At 73.2% G+C, this 16,720-nt stretch carries 10 protein-coding genes and 2 pseudogenes; 6 read left to right on the top strand and 6 right to left on the bottom strand.

The window, feature by feature from the left end; genetic code table 11:
• The 3 genes and pseudogenes from ACFVV1_RS23875 to ACFVV1_RS23865 form a co-directional block, all read right to left on the bottom strand.
• Positions 1-529 (bottom strand): annotated as a pseudogene (locus ACFVV1_RS23875) (RNA-guided endonuclease TnpB family protein); the annotation flags it as partial.
• Between the two features lie 296 nt (positions 530-825).
• Entirely contained in the window at positions 826-1,350 is a 525-nt protein-coding gene (locus ACFVV1_RS23870; protein ID WP_389992530.1) for an O-acetyl-ADP-ribose deacetylase, read from the bottom strand.
• 104 nt (positions 1,351-1,454) lie between these two features.
• Positions 1,455-2,870, bottom strand: a complete 1,416-nt coding sequence (locus ACFVV1_RS23865; RefSeq protein ID WP_389992528.1) for a phytoene desaturase family protein — start codon at positions 2,868-2,870, stop codon at positions 1,455-1,457.
• Positions 2,871-3,029: 159 nt separating this feature from the next.
• Here ACFVV1_RS23865 and ACFVV1_RS23860 point away from each other — a divergent pair, with 159 nt between their 5' ends.
• Together ACFVV1_RS23860 and ACFVV1_RS23855 are read left to right on the top strand one after the other, a co-directional pair.
• On the top strand, positions 3,030-3,833 hold the full coding sequence (locus tag ACFVV1_RS23860; RefSeq protein ID WP_389992564.1) for a nucleotidyltransferase domain-containing protein: 804 nt from the start codon (positions 3,030-3,032) through the stop codon (positions 3,831-3,833).
• Positions 3,830-4,225 (top strand): VOC family protein, encoded by a 396-nt coding sequence (locus ACFVV1_RS23855; protein WP_389992525.1) that lies wholly within the window; start codon positions 3,830-3,832, stop codon positions 4,223-4,225. The genes ACFVV1_RS23860 and ACFVV1_RS23855 overlap by 4 nt, the downstream gene beginning before the upstream one ends.
• A 9-nt stretch (positions 4,226-4,234) precedes the next feature.
• Here the strand turns inward: ACFVV1_RS23855 and ACFVV1_RS23850 are convergent, their stop codons facing one another.
• From ACFVV1_RS23850 to ACFVV1_RS23840, 3 genes and pseudogenes are all read right to left on the bottom strand, one after another.
• Positions 4,235-5,062: an inositol monophosphatase family protein gene (locus ACFVV1_RS23850; RefSeq protein ID WP_389992522.1), complete on the bottom strand. Its 828-nt coding sequence runs from the start codon at positions 5,060-5,062 to the stop codon at positions 4,235-4,237.
• 107 nt (positions 5,063-5,169) lie between these two features.
• Positions 5,170-7,060 (bottom strand): annotated as a pseudogene (locus ACFVV1_RS23845) (gamma-glutamyltransferase family protein).
• Between the two features lie 184 nt (positions 7,061-7,244).
• The gene (locus ACFVV1_RS23840) at positions 7,245-8,255 is read right to left on the bottom strand and encodes a LuxR C-terminal-related transcriptional regulator (protein ID WP_389992520.1); all 1,011 of its coding nucleotides are present in this window, start codon (positions 8,253-8,255) and stop codon (positions 7,245-7,247) included.
• Between the two features lie 585 nt (positions 8,256-8,840).
• Between ACFVV1_RS23840 and ACFVV1_RS23835 the strand changes: the two genes are divergently transcribed.
• From ACFVV1_RS23835 to ACFVV1_RS23820, 4 genes are all read left to right on the top strand, one after another.
• A complete protein-coding gene (locus tag ACFVV1_RS23835) occupies positions 8,841-10,757 on the top strand; it encodes a BTAD domain-containing putative transcriptional regulator (RefSeq protein WP_389992517.1) in 1,917 nt (638 codons plus the stop codon).
• Between the two features lie 125 nt (positions 10,758-10,882).
• Positions 10,883-13,141: a TOMM precursor leader peptide-binding protein gene (locus ACFVV1_RS23830; RefSeq protein WP_389992514.1), complete on the top strand. Its 2,259-nt coding sequence runs from the start codon at positions 10,883-10,885 to the stop codon at positions 13,139-13,141.
• Positions 13,131-15,059 carry a TOMM precursor leader peptide-binding protein gene (locus ACFVV1_RS23825; protein ID WP_389992512.1) on the top strand — a complete coding sequence of 643 codons (1,929 nt, stop codon included), beginning with the start codon at positions 13,131-13,133 and terminating at the stop codon, positions 15,057-15,059. Before ACFVV1_RS23830 ends, ACFVV1_RS23825 begins: the two co-directional genes overlap by 11 nt.
• 45 nt (positions 15,060-15,104) lie before the next feature.
• Positions 15,105-16,706, top strand: coding sequence for a nitroreductase family protein (locus ACFVV1_RS23820; protein WP_389992509.1), 1,602 nt, complete (start codon positions 15,105-15,107; stop codon positions 16,704-16,706).
• Positions 16,707-16,720 lie beyond the last annotated feature (14 nt).

Genomic DNA, 16,720 nt, shown 5'->3' with positions numbered 1-16,720 from the left:
CGTACCAATGCCCGAGGCTGTCCCGGTACACGCGCACCGACGACGACGGCTTGGGCAGATCGCGCGACCACACCACGGTCAAGCTGATACCCCCGGCCAGGTGCAGGCGACCGTCCTTCAACCGGAAGCCGCGCTGCGTGTAGTTGAGCGTGGGGTCCGTCTCGTGCTTCTTCTTGTACTTCGGCATCCCGGCACGCTGCCGCATCGGCAACTGGGCCTTGATGTCGTTGAGCGCCTTGGCCCGGGACTTGCCGAAGTCGCGGATCAACTGCTGCTGCGGAACGCTGCTGCCCTCACGCAGCCAGGACATCGCGGTCCGGGCTTCGGTCAGCATCTTGTCCAGCCTGGCCGGGCCGCACTTCTCATCCTCGGCATGGGCCTTCTTCGACCGGGCGCAGCTCTCGTTCCAGATCCACCGGCACCGCGCCCACTCCGCTTCCAGCGCGGCGGCTGCGGTGGACGACACACGAAGCCGGTAGGTGTACCGGGCGTGCCCGACATTCTCCCCGCTCTGCGCTCCTGCCGTCATGATCCCCAACCTAGCCGCCCCCACTGACAACGAAAGAAAGCACAGGTCAGAGCAGATGTGCAACGAACTCCGCCGCTACGCGGCTCCGCCCCAAGGACCCATTCCTCCCCGGGCTGAAGCCCGAGGCATCCTGGGAGAAATCCTGTGACCTCACCCTCACGTGCGCCACTCACACGAACGACGAGCGGCGAGTCATGCCGTGCAGCACGACACCTCAGTGACGGGTCGTCGTGCTGCACCGGCTACCTCGGGTTCGGGGACTCAGGCCGAGCAATTGCTTCAGCAGCGTATACATGTCAGCCGACCTGCGCGGCGAACGCCTCGTAGGTCTGGTCGTCGAAGAGGACGAACCTGACTTCCTTGACGGCTGTGTGAGCCGCCCGCACCGCCTCCACGGCGATACGCGCGGCATCCTCCAGCGGCCAACCGTACGCACCAGCCGAAATGGCCGGGAAGGCAACGGTCTCCGCACCAAGCTCGTCGGCGACGCGCAGGGACTCGCGGTAGCAGGACGCCAGCAGGGACGGATCACTGCCGGAAATCCCATACACCGGGCCCACGGTGTGGACCACCCATCGGGCGTCGAGCTTTCCGGCGGTCGTGGCGACGGCCTGGCCGGTGCGCAGGCCCTTTGCGTACTGCGAGGCGCGCAGCTCCCGGCAGGCGGCGAGGATCTCCGGGCCGCCACGCCGGTGGATCGCTCCGTCGACCCCGCCGCCGCCGAGCAGCGAGGAGTTTGCCGCGTTGACGATGACATCGGCGGACTGCTGGGTGATGTCACCGCGTACCAGCGTGACGGTGACGGCCTCGGGTGTGCGCATGCGGCCCATGATGCCGTGTCACCGCCGGCCGGACGGCCCGTGGCGCCCCGAAGGCGCCGTGGGATTCCGGCCGTGCCCCGCGCGCTCCCGACGAGCCGCGCCGCTCAGGCCGCCCGCAGCCGCCGCCAGACCGCCTTCGCCGCGTGGTGGCCGGACATGCCGTGCACGCCCGGTCCGGGCGGGGTGGCCGAGGAGCACAGGAACACCGCCGGATGCGCCGTCGCGTACGGCACGCGTGCGAGCTTGGGCCGGATCACCGTCTGGAGGCCGGAGAACGCGCCGCACGCGATGTCGCCGCCGACGTAATTGGCGTTGCGCGCCGCGAGTTGAGGCGGCCCGGCGACCGCTCGGGCGAGCACCAGATCACGGAAGCCGGGAGCGAAGCGCTCCAGCTGCCGTTCGATGACGTCGGTGGCGTCGCCCTCCCAGCCCGCCGGGACGTGTCCGTACGCCCAGAAGACGTGCCGGCCCTCGGGTGCGCGCGACGGATCGATCAGGCTGGGCTGCGCGGTGATCAGGAACGGCACGCTCGGGTCGCGGCCCGCCACCGCGGCGCTCAGCGCGGCGTCGATCTCGCCGGCCGTGGGGCCGACGTGGACCGTTCCGGCCCTGCGGGCCTCCTTCGCGGTCCAGGGGACGGGGCCCGAGAGCGCGTAATCGATCTTGAAGCAGGACGCTCCGTACCGATAGCCGCGGTACGCGTGGCCCAGTCCCGCGATGCGCGCGAGGGCGGTCGGCGAGGTGTCGAAGACATAGGCGCGGGCGGGCGGGAGTTCGTCGAGGCGCTTGACCTCCGTACCGGTACGGATCGTGCCGCCCTGTTCGCGTATGTACGAGGCGAGGGCGTCGGAGATGGCCTGCGAGCCGCCGCGCGGCACCGGCCAGCCCTTCTCGTGCGCGGCGAGGGCGAAGAGCAGGGCGATGCCGCCGGTGGCCACGCCGCTGACGGGGGCTATGGCGTGGGCGGCGAGCCCGGCGATCAGACCGCGCGCCTTCGCACCGTGGAAGCGGCGGGAGAGCAGCGTCGCGGGCTGGAGCGCGTCGAGTCCGAAGCGCACCCAGCGGTACGGGTCGCGGGGCAGCCCGTCCCACGGGGTGCGGAGAAAGTCCTCGGCGAGGGTGTCCCAGTGGCCGATGAACGGGGCGACGAGCCTGCGGTACGCGCCCGCGTCCCGGGCGCCCAGCGACATGGCGCTCTCCCCCACCGAACCGGTGAGCACGGCGGCCGATCCGTCCGGGAACGGGTGGGCGAGCGCCAGCTCGGGCTGGAGCCACTCCAGGCCGTGCCGGGCGAGCGGCATCCTGGCGAACGCGGGCGAGCCGATGCCCAGCGGGTGGACGGCGGAACAGGGGTCGTGGCGGAAGCCGGGGAGGGTGAGCTCTTCGGTACGGGCACCGCCTCCGACGGTGTCGCCCGCCTCGAAGACCTCCACGGCAAAGCCGCGGCGGGCCAGTTCGGCCGCGGCGGTCAGTCCGTTGGGCCCCGCCCCCACGATGACAGCATCAAGCATCGACGGCACCTTCGGACTCCTTCGTCAGCCGACGGCCAGGACACCCAGGATATTCCGAGGCACCGACAGTGCGGTCGCGGGTAGGGTCGCCTCCCGATGAATACACCGAACTCCCACGCCGCGCCCGCGACCGGCTCCGACGCGGACGTTCCCGCCCGTATCGCGGGCATGGCCGCCCGGCTCAGCGCGCTGCCCGGCATCCGGGCCGTCGCCCTGGGCGGCAGCCGGGCCCGTGGCACCCACCGCCCGGACTCCGACTGGGATCTGGGCCTGTACTACCGGGGCACCCCCGACCTGGCCGCGCTGACCGCGCTGGCGTCCGAAGTGCAGGGCTCCCCGGCCGAGGTCGCGGGTCCCGGTGGCTGGGGGCCGTGGGTCGACGGCGGGGCGTGGCTGCGGGTGGACGGAGTCCCGGTGGACTGGATCCTGCGCGATCTGGACCGGGTGGAGGCGGTCTGGGCGGACTGCCGCGAGGGACGCTACGAAGTGGGCGTACAGCCGGGGCATCCGCTCGGGTTCTGGTCGCCCGCGTACCCCGGGGAGGTCGCGCTCGGCCGCGTACTCGCCGATCCCCGGGACGAATTGACGACGCTTCAGCGTGAGACCCGGAACTATCCGGAGCCGCTGCGCACCGCGCTCGTCGAAGCCTCGTGGGAAGCCGGCTTCTCGGTGGATGCCGCCCGCAAGTCGGCCCCCACCGGTGACACGCTCCATGTCGCCCTGTGCCTGTCGCGGGCGTTCGGCATCCTCGCTCAGTCCCTCCACGCCCACCACCGCACCTGGTGTCTCAACGAGAAGGGCGCGTCGGCCGCGGCGGCCGCCCTGCCGGACACGCCGGTGGACTTCGCCGGACGGATCGACGAGGCGCTGCGGGGGCTGGACGCGGCGGCGGTGGAGCGGGCCGCGGAGCTGGTACAGGACGTACGGTCGGCGCTCGCGACGGGCGCCGCAGAGGGCGGGAGCCGGTCGTGATCGCCTCACTGCAGTGCGTGGTACTCGACTGCTCCGATCCCGTAGGCCTCGCCGGGTTCTACCAGCGTCTGCTCGGCGGCGAGGTCAACCGGCCGGACCGGCGGTGGGCACTCGGTGACGGCTGGGCGACGCTCCACACGGCGGCCGGGCCGGTCCTCGCCTTCCAGCGGGTGGCGGACCACCGGCCGCCGCGGTGGGGGGACCCGGCGCACCCCCAGCAGTTCCATCTGGACTTCGGCGTCCCGGATCCGGACGCGGCGCAGGCCCAGGCCGTGGCGGCGGGAGCGAAGGTACTCGACGACGGCGCCGGGACGGGGCGCTCGTGGCGGATCCTCGCAGACCCCGCGGGGCATCCCTTCTGCCTGGTCAGGCACGGCAGCGGCGTGGCGTGAGCGGGGCGGTCAGGCGCCGTCGCGCAGCGCCTGAAGGACGCGTTCGACGGTCGCCTCGTCGCGGGCCGCGGTGAACGGCAGGGCGTTGCCGCCGGTGATGCGGAACGGGGCGCCGCAGAGCGTGGCCTGCGCGCCGCCCGCCTCGGTGACCAGGAGCAGCCCTGCCGCGTGGTCCCAGGCGTACTCCCAGTTGAAGGCGACCGCGTCCTGGTCGCCGCGCGCGACGGCGAGGTATTCGAGGCCCGCCGAACCACACGGGCGGGCGTCGATGCCGTCGGTGCGCAGGCCGAGCAGGGCGCGCTTCTGGGCGTCGGTGGTGTAGTCGGGGTGCGACATCGCCACCTTCAGAACGGCGCCGGGCGCGGGCGAGCCGGACCGTATCGGTTTGCCGTCGAGCGTTGCGCCGCGGCCGCGGACCGCGATCGCCATCTCGTCCAGGGCGGCGGCGTACGTCCACGAGGCGAGGAGTTCGCCGCGGTGGGCGAGGGCGACCAGGGTGCAGAAGCCAGGTTCGCCGCGGGCGAACTGGCGGGTGCCGTCGACCGGGTCGACGATCCACACCGGTGCGTCGCCGCCCAGGGCGTCGTACACCTTCGGATCGGCGTGGACCGCCTCTTCGCCGACGACCACCGAGCCGGGCAGGAGCCGGGACAGGGCGGCGGTGAGGTGTTCCTCGGCGAGGCGGTCGGCGGTGGTGACGAGGTCGTGCGGGCCGTTCTTCTCGACGATCTCGTGCGCGGCGAGCCGGCGGTAGCGGGGCATGATCTCTGCGGCGGCCGCTGCGCGGACCGCCGCCTCGACCTCGGTCAGGTCCCCGGCAAGGAATTCATCGGTCATGCCCCCAGCCAATCACGGCCCGCCGGGGAGCCGACAACCCGGTCATGACGGGGAGGTGGCCGGTCAGCGTCCGACGGCGTACCCGTGCATGACCGGGAGGTGGCCGGTCAGCGTCCGACGGCGTACCCCTGCATGCCGCGTGGGTTCGCCGCCGCGGAGAGCACTCCGGTCTCCGGGTCGCGGGCCACGGCACACAGCCGCCCCTCGGACCACGGGTCGCCGACGGTGACGTCATGGCCGCGGCGGCGGAGCTCCTCGACGACCACGGGGTCCATGCGCTCCTCGACGGTGACGCTGCCGGACCGCATGCCGCGCGGGAAGAACGAGCCGGGGAAGCTGTCGTTGTGCCAGTTCGGGGCGTCGACGGCGCCCTGCAGGTCGAGTCCGCCGCGTACCTCGGCGCGCAGGGCGACGGCGAGGAAGAAGTGCAGCTGCCACTGGTCCTGCTGGTCGCCGCCGGGCGTGCCGAACGCCATGACGGGGATGCCGCCGCGCAGGGCGAGGGACGGGGTCAGGGTGGTGCGGGGGCGGCGGCCAGGAGTGAGGGAGTTCGGCAGGCCCTCGTCGAGCCAGGCCATCTGGAGCCGGGTGCCGAGCGGGAATCCGAGCTCCGGCACGACCGGGTTGGACTGCAGCCAGCCGCCGCTGGGCGTGGCGGAGATCATGTTGCCCCAGCGGTCGACCACGTCGATGTGGCAGGTGTCGCCACGGGTCGCGCCGTCGTTGGAGACGGTCGGTTCGGCGGTATCGGCAGCGGCGCCGTCCTTCGCGGCCGTCGGTTCGGCGGTATCGGCAGCGGCGCCGTCCTTCGCGGCCGTCGGTTCGCCGACGCCCGCCGTCGGGATGCCCAGGGGGTCGAAGCCGGCCGCGCCGGAGGCGACGGCGTGGGCGTGCCCGCTGAGGACGGGGGTGCGGCCGTCCGGGCTGCCGGGGCGCAGCTCGTACGAGGCCTTGTCGGTGATGAGGGCGCGGCGCTCGGCGTTGTACGGCTTCGAGAGCAGCGTGTCGAGGGGTACGTCGGCGGCGTCGCCGTACCAGGCCTCACGGTCGGCCATGGCGAGCTTGCAGCCCTCGATGAGCAGGTGGACGTAGTCCGCGGAGCCGTACCGCGGCAGCTCGGCGGGGAGCAGGGCGAGCTGCTGGAGGAAGGCCGGGCCCTGGCTCCAGCCGGCCCGCCTTGGCGAGCGTCCAGCCGTTCCAGTCGTACGTGGCGGGCGCCTCGTAGGACGCGGACCAGCCGGCCAGGTCGGCGGCGGTGAGCGTGCCGGTGTGGCGGGAACCGCTGGTGTCCATGGTGGGGCGGGCGGCCTGGCGGACGAGGGCCTCGGCGATGAAGCCCTCGCTCCAGATCTGCCGTGCGGCGTCGATCTGGGCGATGCGGTCCTCGCCGCCGGATTCCGCCGCCTCGGCGATCAGCCGGCGCCAGGTGGCGGCGAGTGCGGGGTTACGGAACAGTTCGCCCGGCTGCGGAGACCTGCCGCCGGGCAGGTAGACGTCGGCGGAGGACCGCCACTCGGTCTCGAAGAGTTCGCGGACGGTCTCGACGGTCCGGCCGACCCGTTCGACGGGTGCGTGGCCGTCCTCGGCGTACCCGATCGCGTACCGCAGCACCTCGGCGACGGTCTTCGTGCCGTGGTCGCGCAGCAGCAGCATCCAGGCGTCGAAGGCGCCCGGCACGGCCGCGGCGAGGGGTCCGGTGCCGGGGACCATGTCGAGGCCGAGAAAACGGTAGTGGGCGATGGTGGCACCGGCGGGGGCCGGGCCCTGGCCGCAGAGCACCTGGACCTCGCCGTCCTTCGGCGCCAGGATCATCGGCACCTCTCCGGCCGGGCCGTTGAGGTGTGGTTCGACGACATGCAGGACGAATCCGGCGGCGACGGCGGCGTCGTAGGCGTTGCCGCCGTCCTCCAGTACGGCCATCGCGGACTGCGAGGCGAGCCAGTGGGTGGAGGACGCCATGCCGAAGGTGCCCTGGAGGGTGGGACGAGTGGTGAACATGCCCTGATTCCTTGTCACTTGAACACATGCGGAAGCACAGATGGCGCTCACGGACCGGCCTGGGGAGAATCCGGGCAGTTCGGGACCATTCCTCCGCCGCCCCGACCATCGAGCAGACCATCGATCGCCCGACGCCGCTTCCGGCCCGCATCCGGCGTGAACTGGATGTACGCGTACGGCCCCGTCACGGTCTCGGGCCGTCGGCGGGCAGGTAGCCCCGTTGTGCGGCATGGACCCCCGCCTGGAACCGGCTGCGGGCGCCGAGGTGGGACAGCAGGCTGGTGGCGATGCGGCGGGCGGTGCGGGGAGAGACGCCCAGACGTTTGGCTATGGCCTCATCCGTGTAACCGCGTGCCAGGAGCCGCAGGCTCTCGTGCTGTTGACTGGTCAGCTGATGGTCCGTGTGTCTCTCGGCCCGGCTGAACGGCTCGGCGCGCTCCCAGACGCTTTCGAAGAAGGCCTCCAGCGCCGTGATGAGCCACCGCCCGGTCACGACGAGCGCCCCGAATGAGGAGTCCTGGTCGTCCAGGGCGGTCACCAGAGCGCGCCGACGATCGGTGAGAATCATGCGGATATCGAGGGAGGGCACCGTACGGATCTCGCCGCCGATCGAGGCCAGCCAGGACACGTGCGCCACCGTGGGCGGGTGGTTGTGGATGCTGTGGAGGTGGACCGTGCGCATCCGCACCCCGCGGGCCAGCAACTGCTGGTTGAGCGGGCGGGAGGCGTACAGGTCCTCCTCGGTCCGCGCGCCGCCCGTCGCGAAGGCGAGGATCTCCTCCTCCGCCTCCTCGTACAGCCGGGCCGTGTAGTCCCGTACGTGGTCCACACCGTCGAGGTGCGCGACCGGTGAATCGCCCGCGCCCGGAGGCGTGGGGGCGAGCCGGCAGAGCAGTTCGGCCACCGCGGCCTCGCCCGCCTCCAACTGCTGTCTGCGTGCCGCGAGGTCGGCTCGCTGCCGGGCCAGCAACATTTCCAGTCCGAGCCGGGGATGGACCACGTGCACACGCCGGGGATCAGCGCCCTCGGCCGGACGGATCAGCGCCAGGTCCGCCAACTGTTCGAGAGCGCAGTCGAACTGATCGAGCGTCAGCTGGAGCCGAGAGGAATGCTCCACCCGGCTCGCACGGGGGTCACCGAGCATGGCCCGGTACACGGCTTCCGTCGTGGAGTCCAGACCCAAGGGGTCGAGCATCGTCCCTCCTCGTCTGGGGCCATGCGCCCCGCTCAAGCCATCGCCGCCGGAAATGAAGTCCGTTCCACGACTGCTCGGTTAAGGTTCGGCAAAGATCATGGCACGGCTCGAGGCCCTGGGACAGGGGGCCCTTCGGTAGCGAATATTCCGGTTCTGACCAGGAGTTCGGAGACTGGACGGAAAGGGCCATGGCCTCATCGGTCCACCCGCCCGACCTTCACCGAAGCATCACTTCCGTACAAACTCGCCATCGTCGACTGCTCCCCAACAGTGACTGCAAAGGGCTCCCCACATGCCGCATCACCATGGCCACCCCCGTCTGGCCCTCGGGACCCCGGCGCCGGCCGGGACCCTCCTCGCCGTCGTCACCCGGACCGGCGCAGCGACCGCACCCACCACGCGCGCGGTCCCCTCCTCCCCTGCATCCCCCGGTGGCTTCGTCGTGCCCGTGGCACCCGTCCGGCCCCCCGCACCCCAGCCACCGCCCGGACGCCTTCGGCCGGCAGCGAGCGGCACGGGAGGCGCGGTACACCGTCACCGACGGCTCGACGGGCCGCAGCGGGCACGCGGGGGAGGCAGACGACAGTGCGTTTTCAACTGCTCGGCCCGCTGAGCATCACGGACGGCCGGGACGTCGTGGTACTCCCGCCCTCCAAGCCGACCGCGCTGCTTGCCGCGCTGCTCATCCGCCCCGGATCCGTGGTCTCCACCGACCACCTGCGCAACGTCGTCTGGGGCGAGGAGCAGCCGACGACGGCCAAGGCGGCGCTCCAGAGCTGCGTCCTGCGACTGCGCCGGATCTTCGCCAAGTACGGCATCGAGGACCAGGCTGTCATGGCGGTCGCCAGCGGCTACCGCATCCAGGCCGACGCCGAGACCCTCGACCTGCTGCACTTCCGTCAGCTCGTCGACCGGGCCGCCGCGTCCGGGGAGGAGTCCGAGCTCTACACCCTGCGGGCCGCACTCGCCCTCTGGCAGGGACCGCTGCTCGCCAATGTCCCCTCCGACCTGCTGCACCGCGACGAGGTGCCGCGGCTGGCGGAGGAGCGCCTGAGAGTTCTGGAGCGGGTCTGCGACATCGAGCTGAAGTACGGCCGTTTCCGCGAAACACTCGTTGATCTGTGGGAAGTTACGCGCGTATACCCGGCGCATGAACGGTTCGCGGCGCAGCTGATGCTGGCTCTCTACCGGACGGGACGGCAGAGCGAGGCGCTCGCGGAGTACCGCAGAATCAAGGAGTATCTGCGGGAGGAGCTCGGCGTCGATCCCCGAGCCGAACTCCAGTGCCTGGAGCTGGCCATCCTGCGTGGCGACGACGACATCGGGCCCCTGGACACGGGCCGCGCCCCCGTCTCGCTCGCGCCGACCGCGCAGCGGACCCCCTTGGACGACGGGGAGCCGGAGCCGGACCACCGCCCCGGAGGTCCCGGTGGCGCGCCGGCGTCCGTGGCCGCGTTCCCCACCGTGCCCTGCTTCACCGGACGGAAGCGTGAAGTCGAGTCCCTGGTGGGCCTGTTGACCGCGGGCCGGGAGTCCGGCGTACCGGATGGGGACGTCCCGGCGCGCGCTCCGGTGGCGATGCTCTCCGGAGCACCCGGCATCGGCAAGACGGCCCTGGCACTGCACGTCGCGCACCTGGTGGGCGGCCACTATCCGGGCGGCTGCCTGCTGCTGCCGCTGACCCGTCCCGACGGCACCGCACGCCCGGCGCAGGAAGCCGCCGACGAGCTCCGCCGTTCCCTGCCCGCGGAATCCGGCGCCGGGTACCGCCCCGCGCTTCTCGTCCTCGACGACGTCGTCCACCCCGACCAGGTTCGTCCGTTGCTGACCGCCAACGCGTGCGGTGCCGCGATCGTCACCAGCCGGATGGGCCTGGCCGCGCTCGTCGCCACGCACGGCGGCACCGTCCACCGGCTCGGCGCCCTCGAGCCGGAGGAGTCACACGCCCTGCTCACCGCGGTACTCGGCCGGGAACGGGTCGAGGCCGAGCCGTCGGCCGCGCTGCTGCTGGCCTCCGTGTGCGGCCACCATCCGCTCGCCCTGCGGATCGCCGCCGCCCGGCTGCTCACCCGGCCCCGGCTGCGGCTGGCCGACTGCGCCGACTCGCTCCGGCGCGACCTGCCCGCCCGGCTCAGCCTGGCCGACGATCCCCAGATGTCCGTGCCGCTGACGCTGGACGAGGCCCTCAAGCGACTGCCCCCGGAGCTGGCCGAGGCCCATCTGCGCCTCGGGGCGACGGCTCACGGACCGCTCACCCCCGGCCTGGCCACGGACGTCCTCGGCATTGCGCCGGAGACGGCGGAGGAGGTGCTGGAGCGGCTCCTGGACGCGGGCCTCCTGGAGGAGGAACGGCCCGGCGTCTTCTGGATGCACGACCTGCTGCGGGCCCACGCCAGGCGTGCGACGGCCCACTCCGCCGGCCACACCCAGGCCCTCCTGCGCCCGCCACGGCATCCGGAGATCCCCCCGGTGGACAGCACCAGGCCGCCCGCTCTGCGGTGACGGCGAGCCGTCGGCCTCCCGGAATGCCGGCCTCGTCGCAACCGAATCCGTCCCCGAGACACCCCGAACCGGCCCAAGCCCTCGGGCCACCCGCCCCCCCCCAGAGCCAGAGGTGTGACGCTCCCATGACAACAACGCCGTACGCAGAGATCGCCGGAACCCGGCCGCGAGTCCGTCGCGACGTCCTGTTCACCGAAACGCCCACCGGCGTGATCTTCCACAACGCCGACGGCGGCTTCCAGCTCACCGCCAAGTCCGGCTACAGGTTCGCCACACTCCTCGTCCCCCACCTCGACGGCAGCAGATCCGTCGAGGAGATATGCGAGGGCTTCGGGGAACGCCAGAAAGCCATGGTGGGCGAACTCGTCAAGGCGCTCTACGCGCGTGACTTCGCCCGCCCGGCGCCGGAGCCGCAGGAGTCCGACGCGTCCCTGGCGACCGCTCCGGCCGCCGCCGCCCGCTTCGCCCAGCAGATCGCCTACCTCGACCACTACGCCGACGACGCCGACACCCGGTTCGCCCGCTTCCGCGCCACCCGGGTCGCCGTACTCGGTGACGGCCCGTTGGCCCGCTGGTGCGCACTGTCCCTGATCCGGAACGGCTGCGCCACGGTCGCCGTCGACGCCGCCCTCGTGTACGGCTCCGGAGGCAGCACGCCCGAAGAGTTCGCGACGGTCCATCAGGAGGCGGCCGAACTGGCCGAGCAGGGCTGCCCCGTCGAGCTGCCAGTGCTGCCGGCGCCGGGCAGCGGACCGGCAGGCTGGGCTGCGTACGAGGGGTACGACGTCGTCGTGGCCGCCGACGGCCCCGGAGTCCCGGGCACGGTGCTGCCGCTGCTGCGGGAGGGCCTGCCGGACGGCCGTACGCTGCTCCCGGCCTGGACGTTCGGCCGCCGGGCCGTCGTCGGTCCGGCGATGACCCCGGAATCGACGTCCTGCTGGTCCTGCGCCGCCCTGCGGCTGGGCGCCGCCGGCGGCCGGGCCGACGCGGCGGCCGCGGACCTGTGGAGCGGGCTGGCCCTGGGCACCGGCACCTCCGGCGCCCAGCCCGCGGGACCGCTCGCCGCGATGCTCGGCAATCTGCTCGGGTACGAGGTGTTCCGCCTGGTTACCGGGGCACTGCCGGCCGAGACCCGGGGCCGGCTGCTCATCCAGGACATGGCGTCCTTCGACGTCGGCTCGGAGCCACTGCTCACACACCCCCGCTGCCCGTTCTGCACCGTCCCCGCCGGTACCCCGGAACCGGTCGACCTGACGTCGGTCCCGCCGCGCCCGGCGTTCCTCCCGACGGTCGCCACCGCCCCCGACGACGACGCCTCCCGCGGCCCGCTCGCCGAACTCGAGCGCCGCTCCGCGCTCGTCCACCCGCACGCCGGCGTCTTCACCCGGTACGCGGACGAGCCCCTGACCCAGACTCCGCTGAAGGTGGGCGCCGTCGTGCTCGGCCTGGGGCCGCGGGGCTCGCGGACCATCACCGCCTTCGATGTCCACCACACCGCCGGGGCCCGGCTACGGGCACTGAACGCCGCCGCCACCGTCTACGCCGAGCACGTGGTACCCGCCATCCCCGCCGAGGCCTCCCTCGACGAGCTGCCCGCCGTGGCCCCGGACGCGCTCACCATCGCGTCCGGCACCGGTGGCGTCGGCGCGGCCACCGCCTGGACCCCCGCCACCTCGCTCGTCACCAAGGAAACGGTGCGGGTGCCCGCCGGTGCCGTACGTCCCTTCGGGGCGGACAACGCCGACCGTCGCTTCGAACCGACGCGGGCCGGAGCCGGCGCGGGAGCGGACCTGCCGGAAGCCGCGGCCTCCGGTCTGCTGTCGGCGCTCTCCCACGCCGCCCTGCGACGGGCGGTCGGGGGCGCCTCAGACGTGGCGGTGATCGAGCCCTCGGCCTTCGGTGACGACCCCGAGATGACGTTCCTGCTGCGGTCCACCGCCCACCTCGGCCTCTCGGTCGAACTGCTCGACCTCGGTGAGCGGGCGCACTCCGGCGCGCCCGTCGTCCTGGCGAGGACCGTGGCCCCCACCGCACCCGCCCGCTGGGCCGTCGGGGCCGCCCTGGACCTCGCGGCGGCTGCCGTGGATGCCGTACGGGACCTGCTCGGCGAGGCGCAACTGGCGGCCGAGGCCGACGGAGGGACAAGCGCCCCCGACGCGGGCGACCCGCTGCTGCGGGACCTGGACGCCGCGCTGATCCCGGTCACCCGCGACGAACCGGTGAAGGCACCCGGGGAGGCCGTGGAGTGGACCCGGATCCTCGAACGGCTCGCCGCCGACGGCCAAGACGCCCTGGTCGTACCCACGCACGCCGCCGACCTGCCCACCGCGGGCATCCACACCGCGCGCGTCCTGCTCACCCGGACGGTCACCGATGCCGGCTGAGCCCACGGCCGGGCCCGGGCGGACCACCCGGGCCGCGTGCTCCCGCCGGTTCGCCGGCGCCCTGCGTGATGCGCTCGACGAGGTCGGGGCCGTCGCGAGCGGCCCGGTCCCGGCCGTGGCGGTCGCACCCCTCGGCGTCCAGAACGCGTACACCGCCACGCCCGCGCAGGGCGCCTTGGACGCCGGGGCCGCGCGTGTCCCCGTGCACCTGTACGGGCGCCAGGTGCTGGTCGGGCCGTGGCCCGCCGACGGCCGGGCCGCCGGGTGCGGTACCTGCCTGGAGCGGCGGTGGCAGGGGGTGCGCTCCGTGCCCCTGCGCGAGGGACTCGAACTCGGCTCGGGCACCCGGTCGGTGGGCGAGTGGCCGTACGGCATCCCGTTCGCGGCCACCGCCACGGCCGCGCTGGTGGCAGGTCTCGCCGGCACGGAGCCGGCCCCCGGCCCGTATCCGCGGGTGCACCTGCTGGACCTGGACGCCATGACCGTACGCAGCCATCCCCTCGTACCCGACCCGGAATGCCCCGCCTGCGGTGCGCCGGAACCGGACACCGCCGAGTCGGCCGCGTTCACCCCGCGGCCCGCGCCGAAGTACCGGCCGGGCGCCTTCCGGGTGCGCCGGATCGAGGACTACCGGCTGCCCGTGGACGCCTTCGCCAACCCGCACTGGGGCGCCCTGGGCTCGTCGGTGATATGCGACGTGGCCTCCACCACCACCTCCGCCACCATCGGCTGCTTCTCCACCCGCTCCGGGGAATACCTGCGGGAAACCTTCTGGGGCGGTCACGCCGACACCTACGCGCGCAGTCAGCGCATCGGGGTCCTGGAGGGACTGGAGCGCTACGCCGGGATGCGCGCCCGGGCCAGGACCACCCGCGTCACCGCCTCTTACGACGACCTCGGCCCCGACGCCGTCGACCCCCGCGAAACCGGCCTGTACGCCGAGGAGTTCTACCGGGCGAACCCGCGGGTACGGCCCTTCGCCCCGGACCGGGAGATCCCCTGGGTGTGGGGCTGGTCCCTGCGGGACGACAAGCCCCGCCCGGTCCCCGAGATCCTCGCCTATTACCATGCACCGGGCCTGGAGAACCGGTTCGTGCAGGAGAGCTCCAACGGCTGCGCCTCGGGCGGCAGTCCGGAGGAGGCCGTGTACTTCGGACTGATGGAGGTCATCGAGCGGGACGCCTTCCTGCTCGCCTGGTACGGGCAGGCGCCCCTGCGGGAGATCGACCCGTCGACCAGCACCCGCCGGAGCACCCGGCACATGGTGGACCGACTGGCCATGTACGGCTACCGGGCCCGCTTCTTCGACACCCGGATCACCTTCCCCGTACCGGTGGTGACCGCCTGCGCCGAACGCTTCGACGGCGGCGTCGGCCGCATGTGCTTCGGGGCGGGCGCCGGGCTCGACCCCGAGTCGGCCCTGGACTCCGCGCTCTGCGAGATCGCCACCGACTCGGTCAACCTCGTCGGCCGGACCCGGCGCGACGAGGTCCGGCTGCGTGCCATGGCCGCCGACTTCGACCAGGTCACCACCCTCCACGACCATCCCCTGGTCTACGGCGTCCCGGAGATGGGCCGGCACGCCGACTTCCTGCTGCGGCAGCCCGGCCCCCGCCGCCCGCTCGCCGTCGCCGACCTGGCCTGGCCGGACGACGACGGTGCCCCGGTGGCCCCCGACCTCCGCGAGGACCTGCTGCGCGCGGTGGGCGCCGTCACCGCCGCCGGGTTCGACGTGGTCGTGGTCGACCAGACCCTGCCCGAGCAGCGCGTCCTCGGGCTGCACACCGTGAAGGTCCTGGTGCCCGGCCTCGTCCCCATCGACTTCGGCTGGTCCCGTCAGCGCGCCCGCCATATGTCCCGGACGGTGTCCACGCCGGGCTCCCCCGGACTCAACCCCGCACCCCACCCGTTTCCGTGACGGATCGTCAGCACCGCATGCCAATCCGAAAGGGGGGCCGACCCCATGGGGTTCGCCCATGAGTACGCCGACGCCGTCCTGCACCGCGGCCGCATCCCGATGGAACCCGCCCACTTCGTCCCCGACTGGGCCGACGGCCCGCGCAAGGGCAAGTTCTACCCGGGCGTGGAACCCTGCGCACTGCCCAACGGCGACGACCTGGCCGACGCCCCGGCCGGGCGCGGCCTGCTCCCGCGGCCCGGCGAGCCCGTCGGCCCGGGCGGCTTCACGCTCCCGCTGCTGTCCGCGATGCTCAAGGACTCCTACGGGCTGACCGGCCGCCGCCTGGGCATCCAGGCCAACAGCGACCTGTCCGGCCTGCCGTTCTACACCCACGCCAACTGGTCCCGGGGCACCGCGGGCGGCGGCGGCCTGTACCCGGTCAGCATCTACTGGGCGTCGGGCCCGTCCGGCCCGCTCACCCCCGGCATCCACTACTACGACACCCACCGGCACGCCGTGCAGCGGCTGTTGACCGGTGACGTCTCGGCCCGGGTGCGCGAGGCGCTCGGCCCCGACGCGCCCGCCGAGGCGCGGGAGACCGACCAGTACCTGATCCTCGGCGTCAAGTACTGGCAGAACGCGTTCAAGTACAACAGCTTCTCGTACCACGTGGTCTCCACCGACGTGGGGACCCTCGTCCAGACCTGGCGGATCTGGGCCGGCGCCCGTGGCCTGCGTACCGCACCGGTGATGTGGTTCGACGAGCCCCGGCTCAACGGCCTGCTCGGCACCGTCGGCGAGGAGGAGGCCGTCTTCGCCGTCGTCCCGCTGCGCTGGGAGGGCTCCGGCGCCGCGTCGCGTACGGCCCCCGGACCCGACCCCGTGGTCCGGCACCGGGACGTCGAACGCTCGCGCACCGTGCTGGAGTTCCCGACGGTGCTCGCCATGCACGCAGCGACCGTGGCGAACGCCACGGGCCGCCCCGCCTCCGGCGCCCTCGCCGCGGCAGCCGCCCTGCCCGCCCCCGCCGACGGCACCCGGGTCGCCCTGCCCGCTCCCGCCTTCCCCGAGGTGCCCGTACGCCGGGCCCTGCGCACCCGGCGCAGCAGCTTCGGCCGCTTCGACGCGGCCCGCCCGGTCACTCCCGCGCAGCTGTCCGCCATCCTCGCAGCCTGTGCGGCGACGTCCCTGGACAGCGACGCGGACCCGGACGGCACCGTACGGACGGCCCGGATGTACGCCTTCGTCAACCATGTCGCGGGCATCGAGCCGGGTGCGTACGTGTACGACGCCGAGGCGGGCGACCTGCTGCTCGTCGAACCGGGCCCACAGGGGGCGTTCCTCCAGGACACCTACTTCCTGGCCAACTACAACCTGGAGCAGGCGGGCGCCGTCCTCGTGCCGACGGTGCGGACGACGGCCGTCCTGGACGCGGTCGGCGACCGCGGCTACCGGCTGGCCGTCGGTACCGCGGGCGCCGTGGCCCAGACGTTCTACGTGGCGGCGGCCGCGCTGGAACTGGGCGCGGGCGTGGCGCTGGGCTTCGACAACATCGCGTTCATCGAGAAGCTCGGCCTGGGGGACGGCGACGAGGCCCCCCTGCTGATCATGCCGCTGGGCAACGAACGCCCCCGGCCCGCCGACTTCCGCCACGAGATCGCCTGACGGGAAGACCTGCG

Origin of the sequence: Streptomyces sp. NPDC058092 (assembly GCF_042884935.1) — a bacterium.
Lineage (GTDB): Bacteria > Actinomycetota > Actinomycetes > Streptomycetales > Streptomycetaceae > Streptomyces.
Note: the sequence above shows the minus strand (reverse complement) of the source record. Positions and strands in the feature narration are given on the sequence as shown.